The sequence below is a fragment of the Acinetobacter sp. P37 genome (genome assembly GCF_057480965.1).
The window spans coordinates 1-24,337 of record NZ_JBLIYY010000018.1 but is presented as its reverse complement, the minus strand read 5'-3'; the positions used below and the strand labels follow the sequence as shown (position 1 = coordinate 24,337).

Sequence of the window (24,337 nt, the reverse complement as noted above, 5' to 3'; positions counted from 1 at the left end):
AGTGTTTTACCACCCATATTCGAGCTGAATACCAAAATTAGAACCATGCGAAACTTGAGCAAAATCATTTTCTGGCGCAATTTGGTCTCTTAATTTTTGTTCTCTGTCATTCCAGAAAGCATGAGTGTAGTAAAAGCGAAGTTCTGGTCGGTCATAAAATCTAGTGCCTTTCGGTGACCATGTTGGAGCAAAAGTTAATTTGGTTAGATTTCTTTTTTCTTGATCTGTTTTAATTTGGTCAAAACCAACTTCAGCGGAAATTTTAAAATGATCACTCAACACGTAGGCAGTTCTTGAACCCATGGATAGCCATTCATTATTTGGAGACGCTTGAGCAATATTTTTTTGATAAATGATTTGAGCCTGACCGTTGAAGTTCTTATTTTCTGTTTCCCAATCCAGTACATCCACAAATCGGAAAGATGTATTATGACGATTAAGATGGACATCACCTGTATAACCCAAACCTGTACCAGGTCCTTCGCCATATTGGAGTGCAATCGTATTTTTACCATTCAATACATCTGAGGTGATAGTCTGTAGAGTCAATGCCCATCCATCATTCTTATCGTCAATATAAGATAATCCTATATTTAGTTTATTCTGATCATTTATGACTAAATCACTGACTGTGATGTCATGTCGATTAATATAATCCTCTTGAAAGAGGTTATCCTTTCTTGAGAAAACATAGCTTAATGCGAAATTCTTTAATTGATAATGATCTATACCAAATCCTGTACCACTTTGATTCCAATAGAAAAAGTCTGACATATGGCTATCATTTCGGTTGTAATATCTTCTTCCTGCCCAGAAGTTTCCTCCATTTAAGAATGAAACATTGGTCCAGTCCAAATAGATTTGGCTCATACGTGTATAGCCATTATCACCATTAAAGCTCAATGTTTGTCCATATTGGTTATAAAACTGAGCCATTCCGTTAATATTGATTTTAGAATTATCCGATAGCGTTATTAAATTTTGTGAGGCAAAAAGTTCTCCATATTGCTCACATTCATTTCCTAGACGATATTTAGAGGGAGATCCAGTTAATTGAAAACATTCTTGTGTATGACCATTATTGGTTGTTCCCATGCCTGTACGGAAATAACCATGTATTTCAGCTCCCATTGAAAATTGAGGTACAGTTATGATTGTTATTGCTAAAAATAATGATGTTATTTTCATCTTCAAAAGTTCCTTTTTTTGAAAAAAAATGGACCTATCTATCCCTAAAATTCAGGTATAGATAGGTACTAATGGGGGGATTTAATTAATTCGGTTGATTGCCTTCAAAAGCATTTTGTAATAAATGGCGAATTGCATTTTTTTCAATAGGTTCTGGATTCCAATATGGGTTTGATAAAGCAATGTCTGTGGCTTTATCTAAATCTGCTTGGGTTAAACCTAATGATGATAGTGCTGTTGGGACATCTAGCTCTGAAATGAGTTGGAAAAGAGCTTGGGCAGCGGTGCCTTCAGTTACACCTAATGCACGTTTAATTCTTAACATTGCTTCAGGAACTGCTTTTTCATTGTAAGCAATGGCATGAGGCAACACGACAGTATGGGTTGGTGCATGAGGAAGATTGAAACTACCTCCCAAGGTATGACAAAGTTTATGGTGGATTGCCATACCAACATTACCAAGTACATATCCACATAGCCATGCACCATATAAGCAGAGACTTCTTGCTTCAATATTTTGTGAATCTGTTTTTAATTTCTTTAGGCCTTCAGCGAGCGCTCGGATACCTTCTTCAGCAAGAAGTGACATAATTGGATTGCCATTTTGAGCATATAAACCTTCTGCTGCATGTGCAATGGCATTGATACCACTCGTAATCGACATTTCTAATGGTAGGGTAAGGGTTAATTCAGGATCATAAATTACGGTCTTTGGTAGAACACGAGGATCTTTTCCTGTTTTTTTAATACCGTTTTCAGTAATGCCATAAACAGGCGTCATTTCAGAGCCTGCATAGGTTGTGGGAATAGCTAAAATTGGAAGATCATATTCTAAAGCAATTGCTTTACCTAAACCTGTTGTAGAGCCACCACCAACAGCAACGGCACAATCAGCTCCAAGTTTTCTCGCCACTTCTCGTGCTTCTTGTGCAGATTCAAGTGGTACATGCATTACTGCTTTTGGAAAGACACCAACAGAAGCACTACCAAGTAAATTTGAAATCTTTTCAGCTAATTCAACTTGTTCTGGTGTACAGAGGATGAGTGCTTTTTTTGCGCCTAAGCGTTCAATTTCTTCCTGAAGTTTATTAAGTGAACCTGCACCAAAGATGACCCGACTCTGTGGAATATCATAGATAAATTCATTGTTCATGATGAAGCTCCCTTAAGGTAATGGGGTTGGTTGATAAGCATAAAATAGCCAATCGTTATTTTCTTTTTTCCAAACAGCCAGAGACTTGTTTTTCAAACTTTTTTCTACATTTCCTGCGATTAAATTAGAATGCATTTCTCCAAAGACGAGTGCGATATCACCCACAATTTGGATTTTCGAAATAGGATGTTTAATCCATTTGTAATCGTAATGACCTGCAAACAGTTTGTTTAGATACGATTCTTTGCTATCTGTGATACCTGTTGTATGGGTATAAGTCATTTCTGGATGAGCAAGCTTTGCAAAATCTTCATATCGCTTTTCAACAATGGATCTAAAACGCTCTTCTTCCAGCTTCTCTATTAATGCATCATCCATAGTGTAAGAATTTCATCAAAAAATTAGATATTTAATCCTAGCTTTTGTAGAAAATTAAAAAATATCAATTAGGAAAAATATATTTTCATAAATGAAAGAATCTTTTTTATTTGGTTTTACAGTGGGGTAATTGTTTGTAATTTATATATTTTTTATTAATGAAATTCTTAATTTAAAAATTGAGGTTTATCTATTTTTTAGGGGGTATTTAAATTGAGGTGAACCTAATCTATATGGAATTTTTATGAATATTATAACTTCACAAATAATAATGCCTTTTTCTAATGTTTTGCATCTAGATATCAAAGATAAGTTACGTGCTACAAAGAAGGCAGGTCTCTCAGCTCTTTCCATTCAACCCCAAGAGGTTAAGAGGATTATTCAAGCAAATAGAATAAGTTTACAAGACTTAAAGTCTATGGCAGATGATATGGGGGTTGTTTTCTCAAGAATAGATCCGTTGTGTACTTGGGTTCCCCAATGGCAGGCAATAAACTTTGATCAAAAATTTAATGAGGAACACTCAACATCACCTCGTGAGTTTTTTGAAATTGCAACAAATCTAGGAGCGTCTACTTTAAGTTTAAATGCAATCTTTCCATCAAACCTTTACTCAATTGATGAATTGGCACATTATTTTTATCTTATTGATCAGATGGCAAATGGGCACGGTCTTATTTGTGATTTAGAACCAATTCCAATGTGGGGGATTAAAACAATAGAAGAAGCATGGAAGATTATTCAAATGTCAGGTTCTAAATATGGCGGTTTGGTGTTCGATTCTGTCCATTTTATTAGAAGCCACTCTTCATTGAATATGCTTGATGTTGTGCCTGCTGAACGTATCCATAGTGTGCAAATTAGCGATGGTTTATTACAACTAGGAGACAATGTATCATTGGAGGAGGATTGTTTCTTTCGGAAATGGCCTGGTGATGGCGAATTTCCACTGATTGAGATGCTTCAATATCTGCAAAATAAAGGAGCATTAACTGAACTTTGTGCAGAAGTATTTTCTTTTGAGAATAAGGGAAAAAGTTTAGAGCAGATAGCTTATCTTTCATACTATTCAATTGAAAAGCTCTTAAGAAAAGCAAAAATTGACAAAAACGAGTTGAATAATAGTATAACGTTAAAGAAATTCTAGATTTAAATATAAGGTGGATGGAGCATCCACCAGTGCAAATATAACTAGGAATTTAAGTTTTCAATAATCAGTGCAATACCTTGCCCCACACCGATACACATTGAACATAAAGCAAATTTTCCGCCTGTTTGTTCCAGTTGATTGAGTGCAGTCGTTACTAATCTTGCCCCTGATGCACCCAATGGATGACCTAAGGCAATCGCACCGCCATTTGGATTGACACGAGCATCATCATCAGCTAAACCAAGCTCACGAGTACATGCTAAGGCTTGTGCCGCAAAAGCTTCATTTAACTCAATCACATCCATTTGATCCAAAGTCATATTGGCGTGTTTAAGTAATTTTTGAATCGCTGGCGCAGGCGCAAAACCCATAATGCGTGGTTCAACCCCCACCGTTGTTGACGCAATAATTTTGGCACGAGCTTTTAAATTGTATTGCGTTACTGCTTCATCTGACGCAATCAACACGGCGGCGGCACCATCATTAATACCTGAGGCATTGCCTGCGGTGACTGTACCCTCTGCTTTCACCACACCTTTGAGTTTAGTCAATGCTTCCAATGTGGTTGATGCTCGTGGATGCTCATCGCTATCTACCACAACCGCATCACCTTTACGCTGTGGAATCGTCACAGGAATAATTTCTTTGGCAAAATAACCTTTGGCTTGTGCTGCTACGGTACGTTGTTGACTGTTTAAAGCAAATTGATCTTGATCAGCACGGTTAATATTGAACTGTTCCGCAACATTTTCCGCCGTTTGTGGCATGGTTTCGACACCATACATGTCTTTAAGTTTTGGATTGATAAAACGCCAACCCATCGTGGTATCTTCAATCTTTTGACTGCGACCAAATGTACTCTCAGATTTACCCATCACATACGGCGCACGGCTCATACTTTCTACACCGCCTGCAATCACTAAATGGGCTTCACCTGATTTAATCGCACGAGCTGCCATTGCAATGGCATCCAGTGATGAACCACATAAACGATTGACTGTGGTTGCAGGCACTTGATAAGGCAAACCAGCCAATAATGCCGACATACGCCCGACATTACGGTTGTCCTCACCTGCCTGATTGGCACAGCCATAAATCACATCATCAACCTGTTGCCAATCTACTGTTGGATTACGTTGCATCAAGGCTTGTAATGGAATTGCACCCAAATCATCAGCTCGAATAGGTGCTAAACCGCCTGCATAGCGACCAAAAGGCGTACGAATGGCATCAATAATGTAAGCATTTTTCATGATCTGTTCCTATCCCTGTGTCGCATCAATCAGTTTTGCACCAGTCAAAGACTGCAACTCGTCAAAGCTCAAACCCTCTACTTTTTCAAGGACTTTTAAACCGTCTTTGGTGACATCAATCACGCACAAATCGGTATAAATCCGATCGACACAATGCTTGCCTGTCACTGGATAAGTCAGTTCCTCAACAATTTTGGGTTCACCTTTTTTGGTCACATGATCCGTAGTGATAAAGACTTTTTTAGCCCCCACCGCCAAATCCATCGCACCACCTACGGCTGGAATGGCATCTTGAGCCCCTGTATGCCAGTTGGCTAAATCGCCATTGGCTGCAACCTGAAAAGCACCCAAAACCGCAATATCCAAATGTCCACCACGCATCATGGCAAAGGAATCTCCATGATGAAAAAAGCTCCCGCCTGTCAGCATGGTGACGTATTCCTTACCTGCATTAATCAGTTCAGGATCTTCTTGACCTTTTACTGGCGGCGGACCAAAAGCTAGCAAACCATTTTCAGAATGTAAAAATACATCTTTATCGGCAGGTAAATAATTTGAAATTTTGGTCGGTAAACCAATGCCCAGATTCACATACGCACCATCGGGAATATCCTGCGCCACACGTTCAGCAATTTGATCACGGCTTAATTTTTGGTAGCTCATTGTTATTCTCCTTGCTCGTTTTCAGGTGTACCGACTGCCACCACATGCTGTACAAAAATGCCTGCGGTAATAATATGTTCAGGATCTAACTCGCCCAGCTCAACCACTTCAGCCACTTGCGCAATGGTGACATCGGCTGCCATTGCCATGATTGGACCAAAGTTACGAGCAGATTTACGATAAATTAGATTGCCCCAACGATCGCCCTTATAAGCTTTGATCAAGGCAAAATCAGCTTTGATCGGTGACTCCAACACATAATCTTTGCCTTCATAACTGAGTGTTGGTTTGCCTTCTGCCAATAATGTACCAAAACCAGTTGGCGTATAAATTGGACCTAAGCCCATACCCGCGGCTTGGATACGGCAAGCAAGATTACCTTGTGGTACAAGTTCCAGTTCGATCTTGCCTGCCTGGTAAAGCTCATCAAATACCCATGAATCGGACTGACGAGGAAAGGAGCAAATAATTTTACGTACTGCGCCTGTTTTTAATAATTTGGCAAGACCATAGTCGCCATTACCAGCATTATTATTGACAATCACCAAGTCTTTGACACCGAGTTCAATCAATCCATCAATCAATTCGGCTGGTTGGCCTGCTGTACCAAAACCACCGATCATGATGGTTGAACTATCCTTGATTTGGGATAATGCTTCTTTGAGTGTGGTGCTTTTATCAATCATGATGCTTCGCCTACCTTTTTATTATTCAGAATAAAATCAAAATTTAAAGTGTAAAAAGGAGTATTGTGGAATTGCCCATTTGGATCTGTGCCATTCTCATGACGAACCCATTCTGCAATGAGAGAGGAACGAACACCAAACACTGCATCGGAGTCTAAATATTCTCCAGATTCTTTAAATACATGAGTAACTAAACGTTCATAGCCTGGTGCGCTAATCATAAAATGTAAATGAGCAGGCCTCCATGGATGGCGATTTAAGGCCTCAAGCATTTTTCCGACTGGACCGTCATGCGGAATAGGATAGGCTTCGGGCACAATCGTCTCAAAATAATACTTGCCTTCCTGATTAGCTGTAAAAACAGCTCGACCTTGATATTCTGTCAGACCCTCTTTTTGGACATCATAATATCCATCATCATCAGCTTGCCAAGCTTCAATTTCAGCGTAAGGAATGATTTTGCCATCAACTCCTTTCACTTGTCCTTTGACAAACCAAGGTGTGCCTTTCACTCCAATACTCATATTACTGCCAAGTGGAAGCTTTGGGGCGTTTTGGACATGGAATGGACCAAATACAGTTGCTTCAGTACAACCGACAGGTTTTTTATGGTTTTGTGCAATGACTAAGGTGGATAAACCTAACGTATCGGAAAGTAAAATAAATTCCTGACGAGTTGGGCTACAAATTTGGCCTACGTCAGTTAAGAATTTGATGCCAATTTCCCATTCTTCTTCAGTTAACTCAATTTCTCTTGCGAATGAATGCAGATGCTTTACAAGAGAATGCATGATATCTTTTAATCTTTCATTACTGGATGATGAGTTACGCTCAATGACTGCTTGGGTAATCGTTCTTTCGTCTAAATTTTTCATATTTTTTCCGTAAAAATTGAAATATTCCTATTTTGCTCATGCTAAGCTGATGTAATTTGAAATAAAATGGCTGTAAGGAAAATCTTTATTTCATTTTAGGAATAATCAGGAAGATATGACAATGGACCGACTCACTAGCATGGAACTGTTTGTTGCAGTTGCAGAACTTGGAACCTTGAATAAAGCTGCTGAATCATTGGATATTTCAAATGCGGCTGCTACACGTCATATTGTTTCTCTAGAAAGCCGTTTGAATGTTCGACTGATTGAACGGAGTACTCGGCGTTTAGCTTTAACAAACATTGGATTAGAATATTATAAAAAATGTAAGGATTTACTGGCGGAGATTGATCAAGCAGAATCATCCATTAGCTCATCAGCGGTTGAACCAGAAGGGACAGTGACGATCACATCCTCAGTTTCTTTTGCGATTATGCATCTTGCACCTTTGATTCCACATTTTAATAAGCTTTATCCTAAGATTAAAATTAATCTTGTTGGTGCAAATCGTTACTACGATATTATTGACAGTAATATTGATCTTGCGATTCGTACACGAGAGTTTGAACCCGATTCAAATCTAACAATTAAAAAATTGGCAAGTACTCGTAGAATCTTGGCGGCATCTTATGACTATATTAAAAAAAGAGGAAAACCTAAGACAATTGAAGAGCTAAAAGATCACGACATTTTACTTTATAGTCATGCAAATAATCCTAGAGTTCTAAGTTTTTCAAAAGAAGGCGAAGTTTGTAATTTCACAATTGATCCTGTGTTAGAAACAAATGATGGTCAAATTGTTAAAGCAGCCGCCTTAAGTGGTGCAGGAATATTAATTCAACCTTTATATATTATTTATCAAGATATTGTAGAGGGAAGACTGATCCCAATTCTTACAAATTGGCATTTGCCAGAATTAACGATCAATATTGCTTTTCAAAGTCGGCAATTTATGCCTATAAAGAACCGTTTGTTTATAGACTTTCTAATCGATGACTTTACTAAAAAGGAATATGAACGTTATTGGAATAGTATCCAGTCCATTGGTTTCTCTCATTATTAAGGGTTTTCATAAAAAAAATTTCTTATATGAAATACTGTTTTTCTATGGTGAACTTCATATCTCCTAGTGAACAAGATAGTTTCCCTCATGATAGTTTAAGCCCATTATTTATTTAAGATCAAAATTTTAAATGAGTAATACAACTGAAATGAGAGAAGATATGACTACTATGAAGCCCAAATATTATACACGTACAGCCCAATGTCTACATTGGATTATGGCAGTAAATTTTTATTATTGCTTGGCTGATTGGGTTCTATAGTGGAAATTTTTTAAGTTATGAGGTTAATGGCTCTTTTAAAGGTAGTGTCATTACCTTACATAAAAATATTGCTACAGTCCTCATTTTTTTGTTGGTTGTTCGCATCTTTTGGCGATACACGCATCCTGTACCAGAGTTGCCAAGTACCATGTCACCGATCATGAAAAAGTTTGCACATTTTGGACACTTTATGCTGTATCTCATGTTGATTGCTTTGCCTATTACAGGTTGTTTATTTAGCTGGAGTGCAGGACATCCAGCTCCAGTATTGTATCTATTTGAAATTCCAAGATTAGTACAGACTAATCCTGAGCTTCTAGCAATAGTTAAACCACTGCATATTTATCTTTCATGGTTTCCCGGGTTTCTAATAGTTGGGCACATAGTCGCTGCTTTAAAGCACCACTTTATTGATAAGGATAATGTGCTGCTAAGCATGATGAAATCTAAATGAGAAAAATGGTTGATTTCATATAAAAATAAAGATTATTTCTAATATGAAATAATCTTTTCCTAAAAAGCACTTTAACGTCATAAAATAAAAAGTTAATTTTGGGCGAAATAGAAAATTGGAAAATATTTACAGGAGTTTTGCAATGCAAAAAGATAAACTAAAAGTGGCTTTATTGGGTATTACCCATCCACATACCTCTGGACGAGTTAAAGCTTTGCAGAGACGTGATGATGTTGAAATATACGGTGCGGCAGATCACAGTGAACTTCTAAAACCTTTTTGTGATGCTTTAAACTTAACGATTTGTACTAAAGATGAGATCCTGAATAATCCAGAGATTGATATGATTTTAGTACATTCTAAAAGTTATGAAATGGCTGATCTAACTATTGCCGCCTTAGAAAAAGGTAAAGCAGTTCTGGTTGAAAAGCCAGCAGGTCGTGGTGAGCAAGATACACAACGTATTGTAGATGCTGTAGAAAAATATAATGGTTTCGTTCAAGTGGGTTATTGCTGGCGTTTTGCTCCTTCAATTAATGTCATGCAAGATTGTTTGAAACAAGGAAAGATTGGTAAAGTTCTACAAGTTCGTGCTCATGCAGGATGTTCTCATAACGAAGCTGAAACAGCACATATGCGACAGCCAGGAGATTTAGGCGGTGCCTTTTTTGTGATTGGTTGTCACTTATTTGATCGTATTCTTCATCATTTTGGTATGCCTAAATCTGTGAATGCTCGGATTACAAAGTTTAATGGCTTTAAAGGTGAAGAATCGAGAGAAGATGCTGCTGGGGCAATTTTAAATTACGATGATAAAATTGTTGTAGTTGACTTTATGTCTTGGGATGTATTGCCGTGGACTGAAAGTTGGGATATGACTGCCTATGGAACAGAAGGTATTATGTCATCTCGTTCGTTACCTTCCTCTTATAAGCTTTATCAAACAGGTAGAGTGGAAGGAACAACAGAAGGTTGGACAGAATGGCATGAAACAAGTTTTCCTGAAATTTGGGCAACTAAAAAGACAGAATATTCACCAGAAATTGCAGAAATTGGTAACCCCATTTATTTCGATCGTGAGCTAAATGCATTTCTTGATTCTTATTTGAATAAAAAACCGTCACAAGTTCCAGCAACTCAAGCACATAATATTTCAATATTATTGGCAAAATTATTTGAATCAGCAGCAAATAATGGAACAGAAGTAGCTCTTTAAATTTTGTATAAAATATAAGCCTCTATGTATTTACTATATGGAGGCTTTTTATTTTTTGAATGTTGTTGAAAAAGAGTTTTTCGTAATTTAGGTTGTTGGCTTAATTTTAAATTATTAATAATAAACAAATACAGGTAAGGTATTTAAAAAAGGTATTAAATGGATAAGTCTGAAAGTAGTATTTCTACAGAAAATTATATTAAGGAACCTCAAAGTATACGTATCGCAATGATATATGCTTTATTAATGTCTGAATAGCCACCGATTTTGTAGACACCTTTTAGTTAGATAATGGACTGCCACCACTCTCCTAGACAAATTTCGTCTATTCTTTTTGCATAGGAGAGAACATTATGAGTGGACAACGATACACCCCAGAATTTAAAGAAGAAGCTGTTAAATTGATTACTGAACGTGGATATTCTGTCACTGATGTGGCAGAACGTTTAGGTGTATCACAGCACAGCATTTATAAATGGCTAAAGGCCGTACAGCCTTTACGCAACAACCCTGATGAACATGAACTACTCTATAATGAAACTCGTATTTTAAAACGAATTTTATAAATATTTAAAAAACTTCTAGTAGAGGTTTTTTGTTTAGAGGATTAAAAAGGAAATCAATATTTCCTTTTTTTATATTATTTAGAGAGTTCTTAGGGCGATGTGATGAAGTTGATTTATATTTTTATGGCATTACTTGGTGGTGCAGGGCTTTCGATACAAGCTGCAATTAATAGTAGATTAAGTGCTGGTATGGGAAACCAACCAATTGTCGCTACCTTAATCTCTTTTACGATTGGTGGGCTATGTTTGCTTATTTTCGCATTGTCACAGGCCGATTGGCATAGTGTACACAATAATATAGCTTTACAACCTTGGTGGCGTTGGATAGGAGGAATGCTAGGAGCTGGTATTGTGTTTACCTCAATTTTCCTTGCCCCTCAATTGGGTGTAGCAAATACAATGTTTCTTTTTATCATTGGACAATTAGTAGCAGGTATGGTGATTGATGGTTTAGGCTTGATCCAAATGCCAGTCCGTCCTATTTATTGGTGGAAATTTGTTGGTATGACAATTATGTGTGTAGGCTTGATTTTATTTATGTTTGGTGGGCGATGGTTTAAACAATAAAAAAGACCTAGGAAAAACCTCCTAGATCTTTTTTATTTAAGGTAATGATTAGCTGTAGAAATCAAAACCAGTAGTTAAACCTGCATCTGCCATAAGGTCAGCACCTAATAATGCACTAGAACCTGAAGATAATAAGAATAGAATTGTTTTAGCCACATCATCTACTTCTAGAATTTGACCGTATGGTTGGCGGTTGGCACGTTTAGGATGGAAGCTTGGGTCATTTACAGATTCAACATGACGCTTGAACAAGCCTGCCATCATTGGACCTGGGCTAACAATATTCACTTTAATGCCATCACGAGCATAATCAAGAGAAGTAGTACGAGCCAATTCCCGAACAGCCGCTTTTGATGCTGAATAAATTGGCAAACCTTGCTCACCAAATGTCGCACAGATACTGCCAATTAAAACGATACTACCTTGTTTATTTGGTAGCATTAATGGTAATGCTGCTTGAAGTGCCTGAATTGTTCCTAAAATATTCACATCAAATACTTTTTTGATACGATCAGGAGTAACATCAAGAATACGGTCAATATCTGTAATTGCAGCACACGGTACTAGACCAACATGCTTAAAATTGCCCGCTTTAACTGCTTCAGTCAGTGCAGTCCAAGATTCTGGGTTGGTAATATCACCTTGGAAATGTTCATAATGATCTAATGCGTCTAAAGCCGCTGTTTTTCCAGCAATATCAAGACCAAAGACTTTTACATTGGATTGAGTTAATGCAATTGCCATTGCCTCACCAAGACCTGACGATGTTCCTGTAAGAATGACTGCTTCAGGTAGATCAAATGTAATTTGTTGAGATGCACTCATTTATAAAACTCCATTTTAGATTAATTTTAGATCAGAAAGGTTTTCTCTCATTTCCTGTTTTTTATTTTAAAGCAGAATATTTATTTTAAAAGAGCAATAATTAAAAACAGTTTTTCTGAAAATGAAATAATAAAGATAAGCATATTTTATATGTTATTAAAATAAAAAAACCAATAGATAAAACTATCTATTGGGTAGTGGTAGAAATATAATTATGCTTTTACAGTGTTAAAGGCATTAATAGTCGTTTCATAGGCATTTTTTGCCATTTGATCCAGTGTAAGAATGCGATGGTCTTGCGAAATAAGTTCAACACCATAATAAGGTTGATTAAAACCAGCTTTCTTGATTTCATTTAAGAAAACTGGAATATCAAACGATCCTTGTCCACATAATTTACGATGGTGTGTGGAGTCATTAAATAGATCACCTTGAACCTTCTCGGCTGCATCATTTAACTCAACAGATTTAATAAGATGAGCTGGGATCATGCTAATTTTATGGAAATCAATATTTCCACGGGCAAGGTGCCAAATATCTAAACATAAGCCTCCATTTGCATCACCTGTATCTACAACTTTTAAGCCATCTTCTAAAGTTGCTAATCGTGAGAAAGGCATGATTTCTAATGCTACATTGGCATTGACTTGAGCAACTTCTTTACATAGCTTAGAAAATTCTGCTGACATATTTTCTAAAGTATTTGGTGAATTTTCAAATGGTTTTGCACCTACTTTAAGATTACACATTCCTAGTTCAGCACCCAACTCAATCATTTTTGAGCGCTCATAATCAGATACCTTGCGCTCTTCACCGCTCAGATACCAATCTAACAAAATTTCAAGTTCAAAATATTTAATATCATTGTCTTTAAAAAGTTGGCGAATATCTGCAAGACTACTTTTTTCAAGTGTTGCTTGGAGATCTTTAAGAACTAGGCCGATTCCTTTCCAGCCTGCTTTTGAGGCAGCTTCTACACGTTCTTGTAGCGTGTATGGGCTAATTTCTGTTGGTGCGCCTGGATAAACATTACCTGCCAAAGTCCAGTATGCTGCCAATAAGTCGGGTTTATTCATAGTATTTTCCTTAATAAAAACTTAGTGAGAAATTGTTTGTTTAGGGTCATAACCCATTAAATCTTGAGTGATTGCGCAATAACAGATGAGGAGGTAGCAGATCATAGGAACTATAAAGGCAGTTGCCATGTTGGACATATCTGAAATATAGCCCATGACTAAAGGTAAGATGGCGCCACCTACAAACATGGTAATCAACAAGGATGCCGCCATTTGTGATTTTTGCCCCATTCCACGAACACCCATTGCAAAGATTGTTGGGTAAAGGGTTGATTTAAAGAAGAATAATCCAATGAGTACAACGACAGATGAATAATCATAACCAAGTGCAACGTATGCACATCCAGCGGCACAAACAAGACTATTAAAAATTTGTAATTTACGTGGATCAACATACTTCATTACTACGATGCCAGCAAAGCGACCCATCATGTAGCAGAACATAGCAATAGATAAGAAATAAGCTGCTTTGGTAGGAGTGATCCCATGCCAATGTTCAAGAGTAAAATTGATGAAGAATGCTCCAATTCCAAAATGTGCACCTGTATAACAGAATTTCCCAATCATGCCTTTATGCAAGTTTTTGTTTTTTGAAAATGGTAAATGTTCAAAAACATTGTCACTCTTGGCTGTAGTTGATGACTCATTGCTAAACTGTTCCGGGAATTTTAAGGTAAGAATATAACTAACCAGTGCGAAAATTAGCAGGGAAATGACAGCATAGGTCATGGTTGCAGGTTCGACTGTGAAACCTGAAATACTCACAACTGGAATAAAAAATACCGCACCACCAACGATTGGACCACACATGCCACCTAGACCACCAAATGCTTGAGTGAGGGTTAAGCGTCGAGCTGCTCCTGATGGATCACCTAACTTAGATGCGTATAAAAGGCATACAATTTCTAAACAAGCTAAACCTGTGGCTAATATAAATATCGCAGTTAAAAATGCAGAAAAAGTTCCTATTTGAGTAGCGGGAACAAAGCCCATGCAGCCAACTGCGAATAATGTTAAACCAACAATAATAGAGTTTCTATAACCACATTTTTTCATCAAGTAGCCTACAGGAATGGCTGAGAGAAAATAGGCACTCAAGTAAGCAGTTTGGATGAAAGCGGATTCACCATGAGAAATACTAAACTTATCCTGAAAGTGTTTATTCAGGACATCTAACAAGGTATGAGAAAAAGCCCAAATAAAGTTACAAGCAATGATAAAAATCATAGCTGTTTTAAATGAAACCATTCTCTTTTTAGCGGATATATTATCCACACTATTATTTAAACTCGCATCCATTGCGGTTTCCTTTTAAATAGTTATAGTCATTCATGAAGCATGTTTAAACATGCTTCATAGCTTATTTACAGGAATGAGGGGGATTAGATATTTAAAGTAAAAATAATCCGATATTATCTGTAGTAGATAATTGAGGGCCTTCAGGGTTAACTGAAATTGCTTTATTGCCTTCTACAGATGCCATTGCACATACTGCTAAGTAGAGGGCTTGTAAACCATCAAATAAGTTGGTTGGGAAATCTTGGTTATTGACTAAACAAGAGACAAAGACATCAAACTCTTTACGATATGAGCTTGTATAGCGTTCCAAAAAGAAATTTAATAATGGCTTTTGTGCACTTGTGAAATCTTGAGTATATTTTTTTAGAGTAGATGGGCGATGGTTTTGGGTTTTTAATAAACCTTTAGAGCCAAGTACCTCAATACGTTGATCATATCCATAAACAGCTTCACGGCAATTATTAATGATACATTGTTTACCAGATTTAGTTTTTAAGGTAATACTACAAGTATCATAATCATTGATTGTAGCAAGTTCCTCATCGACTAAACGGCTTGCAGTAGCAAAAATCTCTACAGGTTCTTCACCAAGAATATGACGTGCTGTATCAAAATCATGGATGGTCATATCTTTAAAGATACCGCCAGAAGTCTTCATATATTCAACAGGCTGCATGCCAGGATCACGGCTGGTGATAATAACTTGGCGAATATCTCCAATATCGTTATTGAGAATTGCCTCTTTTATGGCAATAGTATCTTCATCAAAACGACGATTGAATGCTAACATAACCTGGCCATTCAGACTCTGGATTTCTTGTACTGCATCAATTGAGCGTTGAAAATCCAAATCTATTGGTTTTTCACATAAAACTGGCTTCTTACATTTTACTGCATGTAACATTAAATCAATGTGCAGATCAGTGGCTGTGGCAATTACAATGGCATCAACATCATTGCGATCAATAGCTTCATAATAGTCATAACAAGCTTCGCATTGAAGTTCATTGGCAAGTTTGTCTACGCCTTCTTTCCAAGGATCAGCAATCAGCTTGAGTTCACATTGTGAATTAAGAAAAGCACTTTTAGAATGTATTTGTGCGATACGTCCTGCACCTAGAATTGCAACTCTTAACATTTCTGACTTCCTGTTAGAAAATAGTGACAGCTTAGGAAAGTTGTCTTATTTGATAGTTATTAGGGTATATAAGCTATTTTTGAAAAAAAATAGCTTATTTCTAAAAACACTTTTTCATTTTTGAAATATTGGGTTTTAAAAGTTCTTTAAAAAAGGAAAAAGGTCATCAATTTTTCAAAAAAATTGATGACCTAGTAAGATCTTAAATCGAAATATTAATTTAAAGCACAGTCTATACAATCATACCTCTGTGGCAGACAGGAATGATATGTCTTCTCGATTTAATTTGATTTGTGTTGCATTGATAACTTCTTGTAATTGCTCTAGATTAGTAGCACTTACAACTGGAGCACTAATACCGTCCTGAGCAAGTAACCAAGCAATTGCAACTTGTGAGGGCTTCATTTTATATTGTTGAGCGACTTGTTCTAATCTATCTAGTAGAGCTAGGCCATGTGGATTTAGATAATTAACCACACTAGAACCTCTTGATGAACTCTTGTTGAGATCATCCATAGAACGGTATTTACCACTGAGAAAACCATGAGCAAGAGAAAAATAACTGAGAACTCCAATTCCATGATCTATACAAAGTCTCTGATAATTTGCTTCATATTCTTGACGATCATATAAATTATAAAGTGTTTGTAAACAAGCATATGAGGGTAAATTATTTTCTCTCGAGCATTCTAAAAATAGTTCCAAACGCCTAGGGGAAATATTAGATGCACCAATTGCTCTGATTTTTCCCTGTTCAATTAAGGTTTTAAGTGTTCCCAGCGTTTCCTCTGGTGGAGTCTGATTATCATCATAGTGGGTATAGTAAAGATCAATATAATCTGTACCTAAACGTTTTAGAGATGCTTCTACTGCTTTAATGAGATATTTTCCACTAAGATTGGCATCTGAAAATTCTCCTGGTGCATCTGGCGCACCACCTTTGGTATGAATAACAATATTTTCCCGAGATTTTTGTTTACGTAACCAATTGCCAATAATGGTTTCAGACTCACCCCCTTTGTTTCCAGATCCCCAGTAGGAGTAAATATCTGCTGTATCAATTGCATTGAACCCTTGATCAACTAAGGCATCTAACAGGTAGAAAGAATCTTTTTCACTTACACTCCAGCCAAATACATTGCCACCAAAAACTATAGGTGGTAGTTGAATACCTGTATGACCTAATTCACGTTTTTCCATGAGACCTCCTAGAGTTTAGTTTTGTTAGATTAAATCTAGGTATTCAGTTGGGCTTGAACAAGTCGTTAAATGAAATACTCTTTTTATCAATTGCAATAAAAAACTTGGGATGGCGAACACCTAGCGAAGTAATGGCTGGTTTTTATTCCGTTGCACTTGCTGCTTGGATCCGCCAATATTAAAAGCCCCAGACTAACTGAGGCATACTATCAAGCTAAACGCTGATCATTCCAATAACATGGAACTAGAAATAATTCATTTTCATGCAATCTCGACCAAAGGCGTACTCCTAAATCCTTTTGCAAAGTTTTTAGATCAAAATTTGAAATAATTAGACTGGACTTTAATCGATCATAACGACTATATAAGACTTTATGAATCATTTCCTGACGCTTTTCATGACGGTCATGCAGACCATACTCATCAATTACTAATAATTCAAAAGATGTTAATTGCTGAATTACTTCATCTTCAGATTTTGTAGTATCTGACCAGGTGTCCATTAATTTTTGAGCAATTTGTGCGCTAGTATAATAGCGGGCAGATAAAACGCTCTTATGTAAAATATTACGAAGAATGGAGGCACTTAGATGTGTTTTACCTGTTCCACAATAACCATACATGATCAGATTTGGTGTTTTGCCATTCATTATTTGATGAGCAAAATTTTGACACTTTTCAAGTGCTTCTACTTGAGCTAAGTGATCACAAACATAATTCTTAAAACCACATTGTAAATGTCGTTCTGGCAAACCTGAATTTTTTATACGTTTTTGCATTAAGTTTTGTTGAACTTCGGCATGATGCGCTTTTTGAGATTTTTCAAAATGTTCTTTGGCACATGTATTACACACAAGATGGTTTGCCAATGACAACATGGGTTCTAAGTGAATGGGACAGAGGTTCTGTGTCTGTGTGGAATCACTTTTTAATAATGATACTAATGAATTCATAGTTTTCACCTAAATCCAGCTAGGGTTTTGTTTATCAAGATCAGCTTCAATTGAAGATGAAGATGAAGATGAAGATGAAGATGAAGATGAAGATGAAGATGAAGGGCATAACTCAACCAATTCTTGAGCTATGCTCACGTTTTTTTGATTTGATGCCCAAGCATCTAAATCATTTTTTTGGGGTAATGCCTGAGCATTACCAGATGATTTTTTCCACCGTGCTTGAGCTGCATTTTTAGCTTTCTCTGTTTTCATCTTTTGATTGAGCATAGCCTGCTCTTTTAGGGCGGTAATATAAAGTGAGGTTAACTGTTCACCTGAGCATTCAAATAAATTGAGCGATATGAGTGTTTGAATTAACTTTTGTGTTTTTGTAGCCGATAGCTTTGTAATACTTGTGATGATCTCTGGATGATTAGGAATAGTTCCATTCTTCCAATAGTCCATCATTAATAATAATGTAGCTCCTACTTGTTCGGTGTTCATACGTGCGAACTTGGCTTGTAGATCACCAATATAGATCGGCATCCAGATTGAAGTATCTTTATTCATATTCTTTACCTTTTAATAGGCACAATGAGACTAAGGTCATCCTGGGTGAGATGACCTATAGTTTAGGTTGTTGATTATGTTAATAAATTAATAAGCTTTAGACGGGCTTGGGTTAATAGTTCATCAAAATCAATTTGCTCGTTATCGATTAGATTTTGAGTCCATAGCCTTATAGCCTGATGATCATCGAAGCATTGATTGGTCTGAAGCAAAAAAGCTAAGTTATACAGTTTTGGAATGTGAAGCTCCTGAATCAATTCACGGGCTACGCTGTCGGCCTCTTGACTGATAATGACTCCACCAAAGAAAGATTTGTTATTCATACCTTTTCTCCTTGGAGAGAATGCTTTGTCAGCATGGCTTCAAATGCACTACCATCGCGGCGCGTAACATTGGGGATGTAACGGCTATAGACCCGGAATAGCATTTCAGTCGTTGAATGTCCCAATTGACGTGCGATCCATTCCGGATTTTCTCCTGCTGACAGCCAAAGAGTTGCTGCTGTATGGCGTGTTTGATAGGCTCTTCTAGACTTCAATCCTAGAAAGCGCAAGATCGGATGCCAGACACGTTTATTCACCAGACGATAATCGAGAGGTCCACCATCACGATTGCAGAAAACAAACTCTGATTTACCATTATTTAAGCTTTTCTGTTGCAGAAAGGCTTGGTAAACGCGGTCATTCATCTGGATCGTGCGGTCAGAACCATAAGTTTTGGTTCCACCAAGCACACCATTCACTAACGCCTCTCTGATATGGATTTCACGACGCTGTAAGTCGATATTTTTCCATTGCAGACCATCGATTTCACTGGTGCGCATACCTGTAAAAAAGCGAACAGTGTAATAAGGCTTAAAATCATCACGAACAGTGGTAAGAATTTTATGTACCTCTTCCAGAGAAAAGGGAGTGACTTCAATCTTACTTTCTTTCAGATTGTTAATATTTTTATAAGGCGACTCAAACTCGTATCGTTCAGCCGCATCATTGAGTATCATACGTAAAGGCGTCATGATTTGATTGATTCTCGATGCTTTCAGACTTGTCTGATCTTTTCCGTGTGTCACTTTGGCGAGAGAGGCACGGAAGTTCAGCAAGTCTGACTTCTTGATTTTCGAGAGAACCTGATTACCAAAAGCAGGAATCAAGTAATTTTTGATAATAATTGAAACCTTGTGTTGATAGGATGTTCTCCACTCAATCTGTTTCTGTTTAAACCACAGTGCAGTAAACTCTTTAAAAAGAGGTACTTTGGTTTGTACAGCAATTTGCTGACTTCTTTTTTCCTTAAACTCCTCAATACGGTTACTTTTTGGAAAGTACTTTTCGTATTCAAAAGTTCCCAAAGTAATTTCAGCTTCAAGCTGCTCGAGACGTTTTTTCAAAATGCGTCGGTTATAAGCATTGTCTTCAAGATTGGTTATTTCTCTGCAACGGATGCCCATGTAGCGAAAGTCTGCAATCAGTTTTCCACTTCGTTCACGGATGGTAGCCATCAGTTAAACCTCCTAAGCCTTATTGCAAGGCATCCATGCTTAAACCAGTGAATTTAAGCATTTCAGTTTCAATGCGTTCCCAAACAAAAAGAATTTTGCGACCACCGAAAGGACGGATGTAGTGCACACCTTCAATAAAGACACTGTCCTTTAGCTGGTTGCGAATAGTACGAGCGTCGTACTGGATTTTTTCAGCCAGTTGCTGGGCTGTGAGATAGGTATATGACATAATAGAGCCTCATATTTTTTACTAGGTAACTAGGAAAAATTATTCCTAAGACATGAATTATCATATTTTTATGTTGTTGTAAGTACTTTTTATGATTTAAGTGGGAAATTTTATGATTATTTCAAACTTGGCAGTTTTATTAGCAGAAAGGAAACTTAAGGTTGCTGATTTGGTAAGAAGTACTGGAATTAATAAATCTACTTTGCACAAACTTTATAATGATGAATCTGTACGGATTGATTTTGAAACCATTGATAAAATTTGTATTGCATTAGATGTGGGAGTGGGTGATTTATTGATTTTTAAGAAAATTGATAATAATCAAAATGATAATGCCTAGTTTGGTCACAAATGGTCACATCAAAAAGTGAAATGGTCACAAATTATTGATCATTTGGTAAAAAACACCTTGTTTGGAAGAGAACAGGGTGATTTTTTGCCTTCAAAAAAGCTCTGAAAGTGGTGATCGATTGAGGACATTTAAGGTCAATTGAGACCATTTTTATTGTCCTGGGCACGCCATGGTCACATCTTGGTCACAAAATACAAATTACATTAAGAATATTTTTTATTGAATCGAATAACAAAGGAAGAAGAGTTTTTAAAAACTATAATAAAATCAATAATAAAAAAGCCCCAATCTTTCGATTAGGGCTTTTTTGAATCTGGAGCGGGAAAGGGGACTCGAACTCCCGACCCCAACCTTGGCAAGGTTACCGAGATTTATTTCATTAAATGACTCCAATTATAAGTATATGATTTAATTATTAGTATATGATTTTTTGTGGGGTAAAATTTTGATCAATTTAGATCATTTAATGTGGTTTTGGTCACTTTATTTTAGACGTTTTAGTTTATAAAAGTCACCTATGTTTTGATGCTGATTTTCATGAGAAATAATGATAATATATAATTTAATATAATGATTCTTAATCCTCATGAAAATGTTTTATATTCATTTCAATAAATGAATATTATGCTCAATCCTATTTTGGATCATTTGGAGAGTCTCTGCTTGAATTTGTCGAGGCAATAGATCATGAGCGATATCGCTGAATCGGATTGCAACCTTACAAATCGAGCCAATAATTTCATCGACTTTTTGGGCAGAAAGTTCTGCTTCCTGGGTACCAAGTTTTACAAGAGCTTGTCGAGGAATATCCAGTGCCTCACCCATGATATCCATTTGATGATATCCCCCTGGTCCTTCACAGAAAGTAACATCATAGGCAGGGGCGAGTTTCCATTGCCCATTTTGGGACATCAGAAATGAAAAGTTTTTGCAATGATCATCTCGATTATTGAAGACTACATTGAAAACAGCTCGCTTGAATGCAATTGCTTTTTCGCGAACATCATTGGTGCAAAAGTGTGCAGCGCGAAGAAAGTTACTGTAGTCTAAACTCCCTGGTGATTTAAAATCAGCTCCGGTGAAGGCAGCTAAACTTTGCATAGGGATACGCATACCATCATGGCGGTCAAATCTTTTTGATGCAAATGCGGTTAATCCATTCGGAAGAGTAAAATATTGAGTATCAGGGGTGTCAATATCACAATGACGTAAACATTCTGCATAAACAGCTTCAATTGCACAAACTTCAGGATGCTCTTGCTGAGCGGGAAATTTGATCAGCCAGGCTTCATGTTGATGTGAGCTAACTGTTGAGAATTCGTTGGTGACAGGATCACGATAGACGAGTGCTTTTGGCCTTGCACCTTGTGGTGATCCACCCATAACTAATAAATGCTGTAAAAATTCAGCACCTTCTCCTTTGAGAACTTCCTGGACTTCTTGGGCGAGTTTAAGCAGTGGAATATTTTCAGTTAATGCTAACTCAGGTGCTGAAGGTTCAAATGATAATGCCCCCATCGCATGTGTATTAATATACGTGAGTCTTTCTAATGGCCCAATCCGTGCTGGATTGAGTCCATTTTTTTTAAATAAGCGATCCATAAGGAGCATGCCCCAACCATCGGGTAGGGCATCATATATAGGACCTGGCAATCCCATTTGATGTGTAGGAAAGTTCGTTCTTAATGGGTCACCTTTTAACGGAAGTAGGTAAGAGGAAAGTTCTAAACCTTTACTGATCGCTTCTGCACTGTATTCAAAGGCGATTAATGGTCGACCTGTGATTGCGGTTGAGGAGACCAGTGTACCCCAAAGCCAATATTCACCCCATCCATTGTAGTAAATATTAAGTTTTTTGAGCATGGATTTATTTCCTTTTGATACGTTGGCGAGCCGTATTGCTCTCATAGCGGAGAATGTCATCTACACTGTTTAAATGAGGTTTAAAGAGTTCCTCTAATTCTTTTAATCGACCCAGTACCATGGCAACGCGTACTAAATTTTCAAATGAAACATTTCGACCAGCTTCCAAATTAGATACTGTATTTACACCAATACCAGCACGTGTAGCGACGTCTGCCTGAGTCATTTCCAGATAAAGTCGTTCCTTACGAAGCCTTTCACATAATAAAGTAACAACTTCTTCAGGTTTTTTGAATTTTAAATCCATAATATTGGGTCTTATGTCTATATACGCCTATTAAACCACAAAATAATGGAGTTATAAAATAAACCGACTTAGTCGGTAAGGAGGGTACTTTATTGGCCTGATTAGATCCTATTAGATTAAAGAAGTCTAATTAGACATTTACAATCTAATAGAGTCTAACAACTTGCTTTAAGCTCAATCAGTTTCGCGTGGTGTCGCGAGGAACCGTGATTTGCTATCAGTTCAATCTGGAATATCTGACACAAGTGGTCTGGAGTAATGAGGTCGATGGGCAGCGCTTTGCCTTTCTTGATACCTTATTCAGTACCGATTTACAATTTATTCATCATCTTCCGCAAACATTGCTTCAATTTCATCCCAGTGCGGAAATTTATACTTGTTTTTATTCACTTCAAATTGCAGGCCTACTGCATTAAGTATAGATTCAAATATGCTAAATGAGCCTGTAAAGTGGCCATTTTCTATCTCTGAAATTGTTGTTTTATTAACGTTCGTTTTTTCTGAAAGAATTTTCTGTGTATAGCCCAGAGCTTTTCTTGCCAAACGTATTTCTTTACCTATTTCTTCTCTTGAAGCCATATCAATTCTAACCCTAGAAATTTGTTCGCTATATAGCAAACTTTTATAGTGATTTTTGAATACCTTTGAATTTATAGGGTTCGATTTTGCCTTAAATTATTTGAATAGAGCTCATATGTGTATAGGATTTTTAATCCTTTAGAATTAGGCTAGCCTGTCTCTTGATGTAAAATCAATAATACTTGGACATCTATTCTTGTTTTATCTGGACATTTTTTTCTGCTTTAGGGTTAAATGAAACTACACAAAGATGTGGAACTTTGATTAAAGAACAGGCGTGGAACAGTAAAATTCAACAAAAAAGCCGTTCCAGTGCGCTGTTTACTGTAACGGCTTTAGTTAAGATGTTGATACTTATAGGAAAATTAAAGCATTTCGTATAAGGTGTATTATGTTAATTTTAGCTAAACTTTAAAGAACAAAAAATATGTGTGAATGCCAATCTGTAGATAATTTTTTTATATGTCCTACTAGTTTTTCAGATGTTTTCAGTCATAACTACAATATGAAGTATAAGTTTCCTCACTACTTCATTGAAGATCCTCCATGTGAGGAAGCTAAACCAGAATTTGATTATGGTGAGTTTTATTATGTTTGTAGCGAGTGTCAGCAAGCTTGGTATTTTGAATGTTATCCAGAAACACCAACAGGCCCAATTTTTGGAATTAAAATTCCAGATATGAGCCAAGTATTAAGCCAAAACCGAATAAACAGTATTAAACAATTCTTAGTTATTTTAGCTCATGAAGGCTTTTCAGAAAATAAGTGTATTCATAACGGATGTATGGACTATTCACTTAATGGAATTAAGGTATGTCTAAATCATTTTGGCTATAAATTTAGTCCTTATTAAAAGATTCATTTAACATAATGGCTGTTATACGAAACTAAAATGTTAGAACCCATTTAAAGTGTCTATATTCTCACCAATAAAAATGTCTAGTTTATGATGGTTTTTATCACCATGGACTGGATATAAATATAGATGCTTA

Annotated in this window: 26 protein-coding genes and 2 pseudogenes; 8 read left to right on the top strand and 20 right to left on the bottom strand. The window is 36.8% G+C overall.

Translation table 11 applies throughout. From position 1 onward, the window contains the following. Window positions 1-6: 6 nt before the first annotated feature. The 3 genes from AC25JC_RS14395 to AC25JC_RS14385 form a co-directional block, all read right to left on the bottom strand. A complete protein-coding gene (locus AC25JC_RS14395) occupies window positions 7-1,188 on the bottom strand; it encodes a carbohydrate porin (protein ID WP_486924298.1) in 1,182 nt (393 codons plus the stop codon). Between the two features lie 85 nt (window positions 1,189-1,273). After that, complete coding sequence (locus AC25JC_RS14390) at window positions 1,274-2,341, bottom strand: maleylacetate reductase (protein WP_486924297.1); 1,068 nt, start codon at window positions 2,339-2,341, stop codon at window positions 1,274-1,276. A gap of 12 nt (window positions 2,342-2,353) precedes the next feature. Beyond that, a complete protein-coding gene (locus AC25JC_RS14385) occupies window positions 2,354-2,719 on the bottom strand; it encodes a nuclear transport factor 2 family protein (protein ID WP_416711932.1) in 366 nt (121 codons plus the stop codon). Between the two features lie 244 nt (window positions 2,720-2,963). Here AC25JC_RS14385 and AC25JC_RS14380 point away from each other — a divergent pair, with 244 nt between their 5' ends. Further along, window positions 2,964-3,866: a sugar phosphate isomerase/epimerase family protein gene (locus AC25JC_RS14380; protein WP_486924296.1), complete on the top strand. Its 903-nt coding sequence runs from the start codon at window positions 2,964-2,966 to the stop codon at window positions 3,864-3,866. Between the two features lie 44 nt (window positions 3,867-3,910). Here AC25JC_RS14380 and pcaF read toward each other — a convergent pair whose 3' ends face one another. The 4 genes from pcaF to AC25JC_RS14360 are packed head-to-tail and all read right to left on the bottom strand — an operon-like array spanning window position 3,911 to window position 7,346. Continuing rightward, a complete protein-coding gene (gene pcaF, locus AC25JC_RS14375) occupies window positions 3,911-5,122 on the bottom strand; it encodes a 3-oxoadipyl-CoA thiolase (protein WP_486924295.1) in 1,212 nt (403 codons plus the stop codon). A 9-nt stretch (window positions 5,123-5,131) separates the two neighbouring features. After that, window positions 5,132-5,785, bottom strand: coding sequence for a 3-oxoacid CoA-transferase subunit B (locus AC25JC_RS14370; protein ID WP_416711929.1), 654 nt, complete (start codon window positions 5,783-5,785; stop codon window positions 5,132-5,134). 2 nt (window positions 5,786-5,787) lie between these two features. Beyond that, on the bottom strand, window positions 5,788-6,471 hold the full coding sequence (locus AC25JC_RS14365) for a 3-oxoacid CoA-transferase subunit A (RefSeq protein WP_416711928.1): 684 nt from the start codon (window positions 6,469-6,471) through the stop codon (window positions 5,788-5,790). Beyond that, complete coding sequence (locus AC25JC_RS14360) at window positions 6,468-7,346, bottom strand: dioxygenase family protein (protein WP_416711927.1); 879 nt, start codon at window positions 7,344-7,346, stop codon at window positions 6,468-6,470. Before AC25JC_RS14360 ends, AC25JC_RS14365 begins: the two co-directional genes overlap by 4 nt. Window positions 7,347-7,485: 139 nt before the next feature. Between AC25JC_RS14360 and AC25JC_RS14355 the strand changes: the two genes are divergently transcribed. The 5 genes and pseudogenes from AC25JC_RS14355 (at window position 7,486) to AC25JC_RS14335 (ending at window position 11,474) form a co-directional block, all read left to right on the top strand. Continuing rightward, a complete protein-coding gene (locus AC25JC_RS14355) occupies window positions 7,486-8,409 on the top strand; it encodes a LysR family transcriptional regulator (protein WP_486924294.1) in 924 nt (307 codons plus the stop codon). A 160-nt stretch (window positions 8,410-8,569) separates the two neighbouring features. Further along, window positions 8,570-9,125, top strand: a pseudogene (locus tag AC25JC_RS14350) (cytochrome b). Between the two features lie 142 nt (window positions 9,126-9,267). Beyond that, the gene (locus AC25JC_RS14345) at window positions 9,268-10,341 is read left to right on the top strand and encodes a Gfo/Idh/MocA family protein (RefSeq protein WP_486924293.1); all 1,074 of its coding nucleotides are present in this window, start codon (window positions 9,268-9,270) and stop codon (window positions 10,339-10,341) included. A gap of 353 nt (window positions 10,342-10,694) precedes the next feature. Further along, window positions 10,695-10,830, top strand: a pseudogene (locus tag AC25JC_RS14340) (transposase); the annotation flags it as partial. A 179-nt stretch (window positions 10,831-11,009) separates the two neighbouring features. Then, window positions 11,010-11,474 carry a DMT family transporter gene (locus AC25JC_RS14335; RefSeq protein ID WP_486924292.1) on the top strand — a complete coding sequence of 155 codons (465 nt, stop codon included), beginning with the start codon at window positions 11,010-11,012 and terminating at the stop codon, window positions 11,472-11,474. A 48-nt stretch (window positions 11,475-11,522) separates the two neighbouring features. On the opposite strand, the gene AC25JC_RS14330 is transcribed toward AC25JC_RS14335, so the two are convergent. From AC25JC_RS14330 to AC25JC_RS14285, 10 genes are all read right to left on the bottom strand, one after another. Continuing rightward, window positions 11,523-12,299 (bottom strand): SDR family NAD(P)-dependent oxidoreductase, encoded by a 777-nt coding sequence (locus tag AC25JC_RS14330; protein ID WP_273338513.1) that lies wholly within the window; start codon window positions 12,297-12,299, stop codon window positions 11,523-11,525. Window positions 12,300-12,511: 212 nt separating this feature from the next. Continuing rightward, complete coding sequence (locus tag AC25JC_RS14325) at window positions 12,512-13,375, bottom strand: sugar phosphate isomerase/epimerase family protein (protein WP_416706403.1); 864 nt, start codon at window positions 13,373-13,375, stop codon at window positions 12,512-12,514. A gap of 21 nt (window positions 13,376-13,396) precedes the next feature. Next, complete coding sequence (locus tag AC25JC_RS14320; protein ID WP_486924291.1) at window positions 13,397-14,674, bottom strand: MFS transporter; 1,278 nt, start codon at window positions 14,672-14,674, stop codon at window positions 13,397-13,399. A gap of 91 nt (window positions 14,675-14,765) precedes the next feature. After that, the gene (gene iolG, locus AC25JC_RS14315) at window positions 14,766-15,812 is read right to left on the bottom strand and encodes an inositol 2-dehydrogenase (RefSeq protein ID WP_416706405.1); all 1,047 of its coding nucleotides are present in this window, start codon (window positions 15,810-15,812) and stop codon (window positions 14,766-14,768) included. A gap of 240 nt (window positions 15,813-16,052) precedes the next feature. Continuing rightward, the gene (locus AC25JC_RS14310; protein ID WP_416712313.1) at window positions 16,053-17,012 is read right to left on the bottom strand and encodes an aldo/keto reductase; all 960 of its coding nucleotides are present in this window, start codon (window positions 17,010-17,012) and stop codon (window positions 16,053-16,055) included. Between the two features lie 209 nt (window positions 17,013-17,221). After that, window positions 17,222-17,965: an ATP-binding protein gene (locus tag AC25JC_RS14305; protein ID WP_486924290.1), complete on the bottom strand. Its 744-nt coding sequence runs from the start codon at window positions 17,963-17,965 to the stop codon at window positions 17,222-17,224. A 9-nt stretch (window positions 17,966-17,974) separates the two neighbouring features. Next, complete coding sequence (locus tag AC25JC_RS14300; RefSeq protein ID WP_486924289.1) at window positions 17,975-18,517, bottom strand: DUF1376 domain-containing protein; 543 nt, start codon at window positions 18,515-18,517, stop codon at window positions 17,975-17,977. Window positions 18,518-18,591: 74 nt separating this feature from the next. Further along, window positions 18,592-18,840, bottom strand: a complete 249-nt coding sequence (locus AC25JC_RS14295; RefSeq protein WP_486924288.1) for a hypothetical protein — start codon at window positions 18,838-18,840, stop codon at window positions 18,592-18,594. Continuing rightward, the gene (locus AC25JC_RS14290; protein WP_486924287.1) at window positions 18,837-20,015 is read right to left on the bottom strand and encodes an Arm DNA-binding domain-containing protein; all 1,179 of its coding nucleotides are present in this window, start codon (window positions 20,013-20,015) and stop codon (window positions 18,837-18,839) included. Before AC25JC_RS14290 ends, AC25JC_RS14295 begins: the two co-directional genes overlap by 4 nt. A 19-nt stretch (window positions 20,016-20,034) precedes the next feature. Further along, on the bottom strand, window positions 20,035-20,244 hold the full coding sequence (locus tag AC25JC_RS14285) for a hypothetical protein (protein WP_000122748.1): 210 nt from the start codon (window positions 20,242-20,244) through the stop codon (window positions 20,035-20,037). A gap of 112 nt (window positions 20,245-20,356) precedes the next feature. On the opposite strand from AC25JC_RS14285, the gene AC25JC_RS14280 reads away from it, so the two are divergent. Continuing rightward, the gene (locus AC25JC_RS14280; protein WP_486924286.1) at window positions 20,357-20,584 is read left to right on the top strand and encodes a helix-turn-helix domain-containing protein; all 228 of its coding nucleotides are present in this window, start codon (window positions 20,357-20,359) and stop codon (window positions 20,582-20,584) included. Window positions 20,585-21,199: 615 nt separating this feature from the next. Here AC25JC_RS14280 and AC25JC_RS14275 read toward each other — a convergent pair. The 3 genes from AC25JC_RS14275 to AC25JC_RS14265 form a co-directional block, all read right to left on the bottom strand. Further along, window positions 21,200-22,459 carry a type II toxin-antitoxin system HipA family toxin gene (locus AC25JC_RS14275; protein ID WP_486924285.1) on the bottom strand — a complete coding sequence of 420 codons (1,260 nt, stop codon included), beginning with the start codon at window positions 22,457-22,459 and terminating at the stop codon, window positions 21,200-21,202. A 4-nt stretch (window positions 22,460-22,463) separates the two neighbouring features. Further along, a complete protein-coding gene (locus AC25JC_RS14270) occupies window positions 22,464-22,766 on the bottom strand; it encodes a helix-turn-helix transcriptional regulator (RefSeq protein ID WP_106986693.1) in 303 nt (100 codons plus the stop codon). Between the two features lie 318 nt (window positions 22,767-23,084). Beyond that, window positions 23,085-23,345: a helix-turn-helix domain-containing protein gene (locus AC25JC_RS14265; RefSeq protein ID WP_486924284.1), complete on the bottom strand. Its 261-nt coding sequence runs from the start codon at window positions 23,343-23,345 to the stop codon at window positions 23,085-23,087. A 427-nt stretch (window positions 23,346-23,772) separates the two neighbouring features. Here AC25JC_RS14265 and AC25JC_RS14260 point away from each other — a divergent pair, with 427 nt between their 5' ends. Next, window positions 23,773-24,198: a hypothetical protein gene (locus AC25JC_RS14260; protein ID WP_179995828.1), complete on the top strand. Its 426-nt coding sequence runs from the start codon at window positions 23,773-23,775 to the stop codon at window positions 24,196-24,198. The last annotated feature ends 139 nt before the right edge of the window (window positions 24,199-24,337 follow it).